This window comes from Pseudoflavonifractor sp. 60, assembly GCF_009911645.1.
In the GTDB taxonomy this organism is placed as follows: Bacteria; Bacillota; Clostridia; order Oscillospirales; family Oscillospiraceae; genus Lawsonibacter.
Genome location: NZ_QWKI01000222.1, coordinates 1 through 11,361, shown reverse-complemented (window position 1 = coordinate 11,361; position 11,361 = coordinate 1). Strand labels below are relative to the sequence as shown.

17 protein-coding genes are annotated in these 11,361 nt (G+C 54.2%); 11 read left to right on the top strand and 6 right to left on the bottom strand.

Translation table 11 applies throughout. The annotated features are described in order from the left end of the window. Positions 1 to 235: 235 nt before the first annotated feature. Positions 236 to 868: a C39 family peptidase gene (locus tag D1646_RS20140; protein ID WP_347565261.1), complete on the top strand. Its 633-nt coding sequence runs from the start codon at positions 236 to 238 to the stop codon at positions 866 to 868. A gap of 44 nt (positions 869 to 912) precedes the next feature. Here D1646_RS20140 and D1646_RS20135 read toward each other — a convergent pair whose 3' ends face one another. Continuing rightward, positions 913 to 1,338, bottom strand: a complete 426-nt coding sequence (locus tag D1646_RS20135; protein ID WP_160638170.1) for a PIN domain-containing protein — start codon at positions 1,336 to 1,338, stop codon at positions 913 to 915. Beyond that, entirely contained in the window at positions 1,322 to 1,564 is a 243-nt protein-coding gene (locus tag D1646_RS20130) for a hypothetical protein (protein ID WP_160638169.1), read from the bottom strand. The genes D1646_RS20135 and D1646_RS20130 overlap by 17 nt, the downstream gene beginning before the upstream one ends. 122 nt (positions 1,565 to 1,686) lie before the next feature. Between D1646_RS20130 and D1646_RS20125 the strand changes: the two genes are divergently transcribed. Next, the gene (locus D1646_RS20125) at positions 1,687 to 2,016 is read left to right on the top strand and encodes a hypothetical protein (protein WP_160638168.1); all 330 of its coding nucleotides are present in this window, start codon (positions 1,687 to 1,689) and stop codon (positions 2,014 to 2,016) included. Between the two features lie 9 nt (positions 2,017 to 2,025). On the opposite strand, the gene D1646_RS20120 is transcribed toward D1646_RS20125, so the two are convergent. Together D1646_RS20120 and D1646_RS20115 are read right to left on the bottom strand one after the other, a co-directional pair. Further along, positions 2,026 to 2,427 (bottom strand): DUF1801 domain-containing protein, encoded by a 402-nt coding sequence (locus D1646_RS20120; RefSeq protein WP_160638167.1) that lies wholly within the window; start codon positions 2,425 to 2,427, stop codon positions 2,026 to 2,028. A gap of 12 nt (positions 2,428 to 2,439) precedes the next feature. Further along, complete coding sequence (locus D1646_RS20115) at positions 2,440 to 2,790, bottom strand: DUF2200 domain-containing protein (protein WP_160638166.1); 351 nt, start codon at positions 2,788 to 2,790, stop codon at positions 2,440 to 2,442. Between the two features lie 270 nt (positions 2,791 to 3,060). On the opposite strand from D1646_RS20115, the gene D1646_RS20110 reads away from it, so the two are divergent. Genes D1646_RS20110 through D1646_RS20100 form a run of 3 tightly spaced genes read left to right on the top strand, consistent with a single transcriptional unit; the run spans position 3,061 to position 4,850 of the window. Further along, on the top strand, positions 3,061 to 3,465 hold the full coding sequence (locus D1646_RS20110; RefSeq protein ID WP_160638165.1) for a zinc-finger-containing protein: 405 nt from the start codon (positions 3,061 to 3,063) through the stop codon (positions 3,463 to 3,465). A gap of 39 nt (positions 3,466 to 3,504) precedes the next feature. Beyond that, positions 3,505 to 4,122, top strand: a complete 618-nt coding sequence (locus D1646_RS20105) for a sigma-70 family RNA polymerase sigma factor (protein ID WP_160638164.1) — start codon at positions 3,505 to 3,507, stop codon at positions 4,120 to 4,122. 35 nt (positions 4,123 to 4,157) lie between these two features. Further along, positions 4,158 to 4,850: a hypothetical protein gene (locus tag D1646_RS20100; RefSeq protein WP_160638163.1), complete on the top strand. Its 693-nt coding sequence runs from the start codon at positions 4,158 to 4,160 to the stop codon at positions 4,848 to 4,850. A gap of 87 nt (positions 4,851 to 4,937) precedes the next feature. On the opposite strand, the gene D1646_RS20095 is transcribed toward D1646_RS20100, so the two are convergent. Together D1646_RS20095 and D1646_RS20090 are read right to left on the bottom strand one after the other, a co-directional pair. After that, positions 4,938 to 5,621 (bottom strand): DUF2461 domain-containing protein, encoded by a 684-nt coding sequence (locus D1646_RS20095; RefSeq protein ID WP_160638162.1) that lies wholly within the window; start codon positions 5,619 to 5,621, stop codon positions 4,938 to 4,940. Positions 5,622 to 5,633: 12 nt separating this feature from the next. Continuing rightward, on the bottom strand, positions 5,634 to 6,479 hold the full coding sequence (locus D1646_RS20090; RefSeq protein WP_160638161.1) for an RNA polymerase sigma factor: 846 nt from the start codon (positions 6,477 to 6,479) through the stop codon (positions 5,634 to 5,636). Positions 6,480 to 6,690: 211 nt separating this feature from the next. On the opposite strand from D1646_RS20090, the gene D1646_RS20085 reads away from it, so the two are divergent. From D1646_RS20085 to D1646_RS20060, 6 genes are all read left to right on the top strand, one after another. Next, on the top strand, positions 6,691 to 7,137 hold the full coding sequence (locus tag D1646_RS20085; protein WP_160638160.1) for a DUF5348 domain-containing protein: 447 nt from the start codon (positions 6,691 to 6,693) through the stop codon (positions 7,135 to 7,137). Positions 7,138 to 7,435: 298 nt separating this feature from the next. Beyond that, the gene (locus tag D1646_RS20080) at positions 7,436 to 7,837 is read left to right on the top strand and encodes a single-stranded DNA-binding protein (RefSeq protein ID WP_160638159.1); all 402 of its coding nucleotides are present in this window, start codon (positions 7,436 to 7,438) and stop codon (positions 7,835 to 7,837) included. Positions 7,838 to 7,952: 115 nt separating this feature from the next. Next, positions 7,953 to 8,720: a hypothetical protein gene (locus tag D1646_RS20075; protein WP_160638158.1), complete on the top strand. Its 768-nt coding sequence runs from the start codon at positions 7,953 to 7,955 to the stop codon at positions 8,718 to 8,720. Positions 8,721 to 8,756: 36 nt separating this feature from the next. After that, complete coding sequence (locus D1646_RS20070) at positions 8,757 to 9,851, top strand: DUF932 domain-containing protein (RefSeq protein ID WP_160638157.1); 1,095 nt, start codon at positions 8,757 to 8,759, stop codon at positions 9,849 to 9,851. A gap of 44 nt (positions 9,852 to 9,895) precedes the next feature. Continuing rightward, complete coding sequence (locus D1646_RS20065) at positions 9,896 to 10,735, top strand: hypothetical protein (RefSeq protein WP_160638156.1); 840 nt, start codon at positions 9,896 to 9,898, stop codon at positions 10,733 to 10,735. Then, on the top strand, positions 10,707 to 11,294 hold the full coding sequence (locus D1646_RS20060) for an ECF-type sigma factor (RefSeq protein ID WP_160638155.1): 588 nt from the start codon (positions 10,707 to 10,709) through the stop codon (positions 11,292 to 11,294). The genes D1646_RS20065 and D1646_RS20060 overlap by 29 nt, the downstream gene beginning before the upstream one ends. Positions 11,295 to 11,361 lie beyond the last annotated feature (67 nt).

The window sequence follows — 11,361 nt, the reverse complement described above, 5'->3', positions numbered from 1 at the left end:
CTGCATAAATCGAACGCTGCGAATGAGAGGCTGGCTGACAGACTTTTCAACGGACGTGTTGGTCCTTGGAGGAAAGCGTCAGGCCAATACTCTCTCATTCTAACAGCTCTGGCAACAATGCGGAAAAAGACACGGCTGGCTGCCGTGCCTCTCACCGTAATTCTTATTGTAATAGGAGGAAACCTGGTACATCTACACCCTCGTTTACAATGGCGAGGGCTACTTTGCCGATACGGTGTTCCACCTGACTGATGACCAGAAGTCGCTGGCCAGAGACTATGCCCAGAACCTCAGCCTGTTTCTGGGCGATGGGATGTTCCAGTACACGGAGTACGGCGGCACTACGATTGCTTCTCTGGGAAACGTCCGCTTTACAGACGGCGCAACGGAGGTGGTCTATTTCAATCAGTTGGACGAACGCTGGGCCAACAAGCCCTACGGCACAGACAACATCGGCGGCTACGGCTGCGGCCCTACCTCTCTAACGGATGACATCGTTGACCCTGTTGAAATGGCGGAGTGGGCCTACAAAAACGGCGGCTGGTGCAGCAAGAGCGGTTCCTACCACTCCCTGATCCCCAGCGCAGCCAAAGCGTGGGGACTGAATGTGGAGGGCTGTACCGCCTCCGAACCTCAGCGCATCCTAGACGCCCTGAGTGATGGGAAGCTGGTGGTCGCCATTATGACCAAGGGCCACTTTACCTCCGGCGGGCACTTCATTGTCCTCCGGGGTGTTCAAGATGGACAGATTCTGGTGGCTGACCCTGCCAGCTACCGGCGGAGCGAGAAGCTTTGGGATCTGTCCATCATTCTGAATGAGGCCAGCAAACGGGCGGGAGCGGGAGGCCCGTTCTGGATCATTGGGTAGCGAACAGGGCCATACCCTACATATTTGCGGGTATGGCTCTGTATTCATGATCCTTCGTTTGCGAATAACTCCAGCGCCTGCTCCGGGAGCCATATCCGCATATTTGCCTCTTGATAGTCGCTGGGATTTCGTGTGACAATTCCATCCATCTCGTTTAGCAGTGCAACTGAATATTGAACGGAATCCTCAAAGTCTCCCCATGCCAGATTAAGTGCGTTCTGTATCTCCCGTTCGGAAACAGCCGCCACAGAAACGACCATAAGAAGCCGTTTCAGCAGATCCCGCACAGCATCACGATCTTTCATTTGCTTATTTGCAATATAGTAGATGTCTGTGATCGCGGAGGCAGATACATACTCCCGTACTTCATCCCGCTGGGTAAGGCTAAGCACCTCTGCCGCTGTCCTGAAAAACGGTTCGCGCCGCAAGAGGACATCCAGCACCACATTTGTATCAATTAGCAGCTTCATATTTTCCCAGTCTCTCGTCACGCAGTTCGGATAAAGTCATATCCGTATGGGGAATTGCACCTACCAGGGATTGGACAATACCAGCTACATCCGGCTTCTGCTGTATTGCAGACTCTTCATCAGTGGGAAGAACAATAACCTCCAACTTGCGGTTCCGAAAGGCTTCCGGCAATGCCATAATGGACATCAGGCTGTTTGCGTCGATAAATTTACGGATTACTTCCATGTCAGCCTCCTCCTTACCTTTTTGCTGTCTTGCTTCTATTATATGTATTTTTGAAGTCTTTTTCAAGCCTTTTATGAGACTGAAACCAAAACATCTTTTCACAGACAGGAGATACGAAACGTATGCAAAATGCGAGTTCAACGACAAAACAGCTATACCTGTTCCTGACCGCCTGCTCTGGTAACTGGCGGAACAGCATCTATATCAAATGCCAAAGCGAGAAGGATGACCCTGGTTATCTGCTGGCAGCCAACCGGAACGGCCAGCCGGTGATCCTGCCGGTCCAGCGGCTCTACGAGTTGACAGGAGTACAGATTGACCCGGCCGAGTGCTGCGGCCAGCTTACCGAGGATGGATTTGCAGCTCTGTATGCACAATATTTGCTCTGGCGTCTCCCTGAGGCGGAAGAACATCCACTGAAAAGGCTCTGTGAGAACACAAAAGTTACATAACAGTATGCTTCAGCTATTCTCCTCACACCATTTCGCAATTTCTCCGATCAGCTCCAGCGGGAGCGGCTTGCTGTACGGGAACTGAATCGCACCCTTGCTGGTCTTATACTCCGTCAGCCGCTCAGCGAACACTTCCACAGCTTCCGGGCCGGGGTACAGGCCGATGTGCCGCTTGGAGGCTGCAAACTGAATCAGGTTGCGGCCTTTCCAGTAGGTGGGCATACTCCAGGAGATTTTCTCCTTGGCCTTCGGAATGCTGGCCTTGATGGCGGCGTTGACCTGCCGCAGATAGTCCTGCATCTCCTCTGGCTGGGCGGCGATGTACTCTTCAATCGTCGCCGGAGGTTTCCCGCAGTAATGGCTCTGCTCCGTATTTTTGAATGACCGTCCGCACTTGGGACATACCCACATGGCTGCTTCCTCCTATTTCCGCAGAATCTTCTCCATTGGCTTCCCCTTCGCCAGTTCATCAATCAGCTTATCCAGGCAGCGGATCTCCCGCATGAGCGGGTCTTCAACTTCCTCCACCCGGACGCCGCAGACCACACCCTTGATTAGCGCACGGTTCGGATTAGGCTGGGGTGCATTGCGGAAAAAGTCCCCATAACAGAGATCGGTGGAGCGGAACGCCTCCAGCTGCTCTGGGGCATACCCCGTCAGCCAGCATATCACTTCATTCACTTCGTCCTTTGTCCGACCCTTCCTGGTGGCCTTGTCCAGCAGAAGCCCGTAGATTTTCCCGAAATTCATCTGAAATACTTTGTCATTTGTCATACTCTATACACTCCTGACCATGATGCCCTATTTTACCATACCTTATATTCTTTTGCAAAGAGCTGGCCCGAACGAGGTTCGGACCAGCTCTTTTATTGTTTACAGAAAGTTCACAGAATTTCGGGCCGGATTTGCTTTTGAGCGGTGCGTAATATAAGTGACAAGTAAATACCGAAAACGACTTGACAGGGCTGCTCCCTGTCATTTGTGCTTTTTCCCCTTGGGGAGAGTACGCAGATTTTCAGATTTTAACTACAAGGAGGATATTCCATGAAACGAATCAACATCAAATGTCTCTACTGCAACTCCAAGGCATTCCTGCGGCCAGCCTCCGCTGTTCACGGCCAGGAGTACCGCCAGCCGGGCGAGGAGGTGTATGTCTGCGCCAGATACCCCGCCTGCGATTCCTATGTGAGCGTCCACCGTCGCACCCACCTCCCGATGGGAACGCTGGCAAACCGTCCCCTGCGCATTAAGCACATGGAGGCCCACGAAGCCTTCAACCGCTTGTGGAAAAGCGGCATGATGTCCCGAACGGCGGCCTATCACTGGCTCCAGGTACAGATGGGGCTTCCGCCAGAAGAAGCGCATATCGCTAAGTTCTCAGAATGGCGGTGTGAGCAGGTCATTCAACTTTGCAGCCAATTTCTCGCGCCGAATACCTGTGCGGCGTAACTATCCCACGAAAATCTACAAATGAAAGAAGGGAATTCCATGAAATACGATTTTATCCTGACCAGTGAGCAACAGGTCCTTGTGGAACAGCACATGGACTTGGTAGGCTGGGTCATCTCTCGCCATATCCGAACCAACGAGGGGGTGTACGGCCTGGGGCGCGATGATCTCAGCCAAGAGGGCGCCCTTGCCCTCTGCCGGGCTGCGGCCACCTATAACGGGACTTCCGCCCAGTTCAGCACCTATGCCGCTGCTGTAATCCGTAACCACCTGCTGGACTGCTGTAAGGCCGCCAACACCCAGCAGAAACACCTGTGCAGCCTGCCAGTAGGCTCCGGCTTTGCTGATGATGAGCACCTTCCTTCTATCCCGGAGTCCTCTGTGGAGGATAAGACGGACAGCCTGATTGACCAGATCGACATGGCCGCCCTGCTGGCACACTACAAGAGGGAGTACAGCGGAGTGGCCCAACTGGGTATTGAGGCACTTGAATTGAAAATCAGGGGTTATAGCGGGGCGGATATTGCCCGGCTCTACCACACCGAACCGAACCATGTGGGGGCGTGGATCTCCCGAGCGAAGGCCAAACTGAAAAAGGATGGAGTCTTCCGTCATCTTTGTAGTGGAGCTATTGAAAAAAGCAGGGCTGATTCGTAAAAGAAATATAGACTGAAACATGGGAGGACGATCTTATGCGTACATACTATACAGCTGTAGGCAGCTTTCGCCGCAAGCGGGATAGTTCAGGTCAGACCTATCCTGTAATCATTGTCAACCGTAAGGAGTACATGGTGGACCAGCAGGAAATGGCCCTATGGACCTGCCTCAACTGGCGTATCACAAATATGGAGCAGGCCCGGGAGCATTACGAGAAGCTGGAGCAGTCGCTGTATCCGTACATCACCCGAACCTTTGAGAACTGCCTGAAGCGGCTGGAGGTCCGCGGGCTGATTGTGTCCGGCAGCGGCGGCACCGACTTTGAGGCGCTGTATGACCTGCTGGGCGGACTCTATGTCATTCCTATCTCGGAGAGTATTCCACTGCGGGCCGCGACCTTCTTAAAGATGGTTCTGCTGGAGGGCGTTGCTGTATCCAAAGCCAGGCAGCTGTTTCAGCGGGACCAGCCCAACCAGCGGGAGGCGCAGATTCTGGCCCTGTCCAAGCAGGCCCTCCTGTCTACCGCCGAGCTGATCAAGTGCGCCGAGGCCGGCGTCAGTGATCTGTCTACCGACCAAAAGGTAATGGCGGCACTCTACGACGATGACTTTACGACCTGTGATAATATCCGCTGGGAGATGATGCAGGCGAAAAGACGGGAGGATGTTACCCTGGCGGTTGCGAACCTCTACCTGTGTAAGCAGGTCATTTTCGAGCGACTGGGGTAATGAAATAATGTCATGCCAGTAACACGAAGAAGGGTGGCGTCTCATTGGGAGGCGTCACCCTTCAGCAGATTACGCAGAAATCGGCTTTCACCGTGTAGGCATTTTGAACCCTGTGAGCGCATTGTTCAGATAATCGTTGAACGGCTTCATCAACCGGAAGATGTCTGCCGCTTTGGCTAAGAACAGATCACCGTCCGTAAGCTCTTCGTCCTGAATCAGGTATTCCAGATACCAGCTCTTATATTTCAGATATTCCGCCTGGGGATGCTCCTTTTCGTATCCAGCCGGGACGTTTTTCAGTGCTGATCCGCCTACCGTAAAATGCTCTTGAAAAGACGGGGCAGTGATAATTTCCTCCCACTCGTTGCCGTGCTCCAAGATATAGTCTCGAACCATCCGGGTGGCATCCTTGAACATGTCATCAAACAGGCCGCCGCCCAGGAAGGACTGTCCGCCCGGCTTTATCATCAGATAATAGCCCACTGGAATGGGCGGCTTTCCCATGGACGAAATGTGCGCCCGGAATGCGGGGTTGTAAGGAGACTTGTCATGGCTGAATCTGGTGTCCCGCACCAGCTTGAAGGTCAGTTCCTTGGGAGCGTGGTCCAGGATACTGCTGTCAAATTCCCCAATTCGGAGCATCAGAGCCTGGATCAGCTCCTCAAACTGTGCGTTGGCCGCCTGGTATTCAGCCTTATGGGTGTGATACCACTCCCGGTTATTGTTGGTGCTTAAGCTGGACAGATAGTCCAAAATCATCTGTGTATTCATTTCGTGCCTCCTTTACGCTTCCACGACCGTGGAGAAGGCCGGGCCATTTAGAAAATCCCGAATCATCTTCTTCAACCGCTCTGTGGATTGGTACGCCCGGCAGAACGAGAATTGCTGGGAGTATCCATCAATCTCCTCCATGGCCGCCGTTACTTCCACGGCAGTGTCGCTGGGCTTGGCGGCGGTAAAGTCCAGGTGGTCGGGAGCGATGCGGTGATTCTGGATCGCATAGTTGACCCGATTCGCGCAGCGGCAGGTTCCCTTCCCGTACTCGCCGCAGTATTCCGAAAGGAAGTCCGCCATCCTCTTCCGCACCCGGGAGAGGCGCTGGCGATAGGCTTCCGGGGTGATACCCAGGATGTCCCCAGCGATTCGGCTGTCCACCCGGAACATGGTGCCCAGGATAAAGATACAGCGGCTCTCCGGGTCCAAACACTGGAGCATTACATTTGTGCAGGACAGCTTCAGTTCCTCAGCCAAGATGGCTCTCTCTACATTCTGGGTCAGGTCGGGCACATCCTGAATTTTCCCATTGCGGATGTCGTCTCCATAGAACTCGAAGCTCAGGGGGAATTGGGCGAACATGTGCTTCTTATAGTCCTTGAGGTGGTTCACCGCAATGCGGAATACCCAGGTTGTGAAGCTGCTCTCCCCTTTGAAGGAAGAGAGGTGGGTCATGACCTTCAGCAAAATGTCCTGGGACGCGTCCTCCGCGTCATGGAACGTGCCCAGCATCCGCAGGGACAGATTGAATACCAGATCCTGAACACCGGCCAGTACCATTTCCAGCGCGGCTCTATCTCCGGCGGTGGCCTGCTCGATCAGAGCAGACAGCTCTTGTTTTTCTTTCGTGCTCATAAAAACACCTCCTGAGAAATTAGACTGGCACTGCCTCGATTTGTGACAGGGAAATTGGACTATTTTCGCGGATGTAACGTGATAGCAGTATAAAGGAGCAGCAGAATTTTTGCAACGTCTTTTGATTCAAAAATTTTTTGAACCTTCATGCAGAAAAGACTGCTGTATCCCTTTGTTTTATAGTATGACAGCAAAAGAGGAGGTCATGAATATGGCAAATATCAACGACATTATGCTCCAAGCGTCGGAATTGCAGCCGGGCATCAGCCACCTGCTCCGAAACTCAACCTATCCCCGGTATGATGACCTGAGCGGACTGGAGATCAACTATGAGGACGGCGAGCAGCTGTTCCTTTTGGATGAACTGCGCGGGGTCATGGAGAAGCTGGCGGATGTGGAGGACTGCAGCCGTTATATCGCCCAGCCGGTTCTGAAAATGGAGCAGCTGAGGAAGAACATCTCCGGCAGATATGAAACCGGCAGCGGCTTTTACTACTGCTGCGGCAGTCCCATCGAGGCCCTGGTAACAGACGGCCGCTATGATGTGCCGTACTGGGTACGAACCAGTGTCGAGCATGACGGAACGGACTATTATCTGGTTGGCCATCGGGACGTGTGTATGGCTGGTCTGACTGTCCGCATTAGACGAACCAGATAGGCCCTGACCGTTAGCTTCCCTATCAGCCACAAGATATGTCTATTAAAAATACTATATATTGTGTTTCTGCTTGACAAAAGATACAACATGCGGCATACTCCCATTGTAATTGATTTTTGTGCGCCTCCCGCAAGGGACATAGATCACGGTCTATGCGCGAAGAACTTCGCATTGCACACGTTGTCAGGTTTGTATTCAGTGCTGGTAGGACAACTGCGCCCATTTAGGGACAAGCGGTTGAAATGCCGGCACTTTTTTATATATTTATTTTCGCCTTTATGGCAGGAAGGAGTGGTCTATGGCAAAGCTCATGTGCATCGGTTGGGTGACCGCTGACCTGGAGCTGCGCGAGAGTGCCCGGAAGGAACCCTACGTCCGATTTTCCCTGGCAGAAAACCTGGGATACGGCGAGACAGCCCGCACACAGTATTTTCAAGTGTGGGCCTGGGGACATCTTGCAAAGAACCTGGTCAAACGCAAAGTGAGAAAAGGCAGCTTGATCTGGGTATCCGGTTCTTTGGAATTGGAGGAGTACACCAAGAATGATGGTGAGACCTACGACAAGCGGCTGAAGCTCAAACTGGACGACTGGGATTACATCCCGGCCTTCCAAGGCAAAACCGAATGCGGTGTACCGCAGTCCGAACCCGCCGTCCCTGTTGGGATGGTGGACGGCGAGCGGGAGGCCCTGCCGGAGTAATGCTCCGGCGCAAGTAAAGAGGCGCTGTACCAAATGTTTCAGATGAAGTTCTGGACTTTGGTGCAGCGCCTCTTTTTTGTTTTTCCCGACATTTTAAGAAAAGGTGGTAATTTCCATGAAAAGAACGAGTCCTCTTTGGGGCAGCATTTCTATCCTGATCGGCGTTGTCATCGCCATCCTATCTCTGCTGCGGGGCATCTGGGCAACAGTGGCTCTGCTCACCGCTTTCGCGGTGTGGGGCCTGTGGCTCATTTTCACCCAGCTTCTCCCCGCCTGGCGGTCCAACCGCACATACAGGCGTCGTGTCCGGCAGTCCCGTGACCGGCAGGAAGCTGTCCTGGATACCTCTGACAGCGGCATGGGCCTGGTGCTTCTGCGCCATATGAACCACCGCATTTCGGAGCATCTGCGGTCGGTTTACCCCCAGGCTCATTGGGAGTGGACCTTAGCTGATCCCACACGTTTTATTGCCTATGGCGGCACCGGACGCATCCGGGTCTACGGCATTCCGGACTATGACTATGCTGACGTCACGTTAGACCGGCAGGGCGGCCTTCGCTGTTCGCTGGTCAAGGTTGCGCCTCTGGAAGCGGAAGCTGTGCCCAACCAGCAGCCGGTAGATCCCCGGGTGTGGTATGAGTTCCAGGGCCGCAGTATCCTGGAGGATATGATTGCCGACCTGCGTTCCCGGGGCCACAGCAGCCTGACGCTGAACGAGGACGGAAGTATCTGTATCCAGCCGGCAGACGGCGGCGAGGAGATCAAGAAGGACTCCTTTGCTGCCTTCCCTGAGAAGGTCTACTGGCCCAGGCTGGCGAAGGTACTGGAGCAGGAGGGGTTGACCGCTGACGTGCAGGATACCAGGATTCTGGTTTCCTGGTAAGCAGCCCAAAAATTAAGGAAAGGAGTGAAGCGCACCATGAAAAGCGGGCGCACCATCCAGGCGATGGCGGCAGAAATCCGGCGTCAGGGTGAGGCAAAGGCCGACTACATGGTGGACACCAGATGTCTGCATATGGAGATCTGGGACAACCAGCCCTTTCTCCTTGCTCTGAATGAGAGCGGCCATGACCTGATGGAGCCGATGGACATTCAGACAACGGCTCACCGCCAGATCAGCACCTATCTGGATATCCCCATCAAGTATTACGAAAAAATGCGGCAAAATGACCCGGAGCTGCTGGCCTATAATGTCAACCGCTGGCTCCAGCGTGTTGAACCCGCTCAGCGTATGCTGCGGACATTAGACGGCCATGCGCGGGCATTTTTGAGCAGCCGCTACCGGCGCATCGACAATTATGATGTCGCTGGAATCGTTACCCTCGTGGTAGGTGAGATGCCGGACATCCAGTTTGGCAGCTGTGAGCTTACTGAGGACTACATGTACCTGAAGGTCGTGAACCCGCGCCTCCAGGATGAAGTGCGTCCAGGCGATGTGGTTCAGGCCGGAGTATCAATCTCCAACAGCGAAACCGGCCGGGGAGCGGTCAGTGTCTGTCCGTTCGTATACCGGCTGCTCTGCACCAACGGGATGACAGCCACCGACAGCACAGCCTCCAAAATGCGCCGTACCCACTCGGGGCCGCGTATTCTCACCAACAGACAATTCTTTGTCTGTGCCGCAGAGGTGCTGACAGACAGCGACCAGGATTTTGTCCGCAATCTGCAAACGGCAGTCCGTGAAGCAATGGACGAAGCCCGGTTCGTGCAGCTGCTCAACCAGATGCGGGAGAGTACACAGCTGGCGCTGAACACAGACAATCTGGAGGAAGTGGTAAAACGCGCCGCAGCGTGCGTCCATATCACAGAGACGGAGAGTGCTGGAATTCTTCAGCATCTCCATACGGACGGCGACTATACGCTGTACGGCCTTGCCAACGCAGTTACCCGGTACAGCCAGGACGTAGAGAGTTACGACCGCGCCTCCAAGCTGGAGGAGATCGGATATACATTAATGACCATGGCCCCGGAGCTGTTCCGCAGAATCAACCAAGCCTCAGGTATTGCTGCATAAAGGGCCATACCACCAACATCAACATTTTATAGGAGGAACCATTTATGTATAGCCAGAACAATCAGTCCAATACCGCTGTTATGGAGTGTGCCCAGTTCATTCTGCCCACCGCTATGGGCATCAACACCCCCTCCGACGATCTCTCCGAGGATATGGAGGGCCTGCGGCTCACGTTCCCCAAGGTCAAGATCCCCGGCGGCAATGTCCTGCAGTTCAAGATGGAGAGCGACAACCCAGAGCGCCCGGATTATGTCCCTGAGCTGGAGAGCATCCTCCTGTTTAACCACCCCGTCAACGCCTACTGGCCGGAGGGTGAGGAGTATGAGGACAACACTCCGCCCCTGTGCCAGTCTGTGGACGGAAAGATCGGCTACGGTAATCCCGGCGGCCTGTGTGCCAGCTGTGGGTTCAACACCTTTGGCAGTGCCAGCAACGGTCGGGGGAAGGCGTGTAAGAATATGCGGACGCTCTACCTGCTCCGCAGCGGCGAGTTCGTGCCCATCCAGATTTCCCTCCCGCCGACCAGCCTCACGCCCTACAACGCTTTTTACAATGCGGCGTTTGCTCGGTGCCAGCGTCCCCTTTACAGCAGCGTCGTCCGGATTGGCCTGAAGCGCATGAGCAGCAATGGCTACGATTACAGCGTCGCCACGTTCTGCAAGGTGCGGGAGCTCTCTGGCGAGGAATTGGCTGCGGTGAAGGCGTATGCGGACACATTCCGCCAGCAGGTCAAGAATACGCTGACTGAGCAGGCCGCCAGCAAGGAACTGGAGACCGGCGCTATTAAGGTTGGCTCCGGTCCCATGGAGTTGCCCAACAATGAGGCCCACTTCTCTGTGGGCATGGGCATTGTCGATGGCGAGCGAGAGCAGCTGCCCGCCTAAGACGGCCGGTTCTGTCCAGGAGCAGACAAGGCCGCCCCTGTTCGGTGAACGGGGACGGCCTGCCACGCCCAAGGCGTTGACAGAGGAGCAGCGCCAATTTGCCGCTGAAAACCACAACCTGATTTACAAATATCTGTGGGAGCGGCGGCTGGAAATCGACGATTATTATTATATTGCCGTTTTTGGATACCTGTGCGCAGTCAAACGGTACCTGACGGAACCCTGGCTGCGCCGCTATCAGTTTTCTACTGTTGCATGGCACGCTATGCGGCAGAGCATTTCCTCCTTCCATCGGGCGGAAGAACGGCGGAGGGAGACAGAACGGAAATATCTGAAAACACTCCAGGCCAGACCTCCAGACCCCTTTGAGGCGCTGGAAGCTAAATTGCTTCTACATGATTTGGCGGCTGTTTCCAGCAAAGAGCAGTATGCCCTTGCATCCATGCGGCTGCAAGGCTACTCGATTGCGGAAACCGCCTGTATCCAAGGCATGAGCGAGAAACGGGTCCGGGGACTTTTGAGAGAACTGTACCGGGTGTATCTACGCCTATATGCTTAAAATGGAAAGAGGTGTCAAACTCATGACGTCAAAGGTAAAAGAAGTCCGGACGCTGACGGGGATTCTG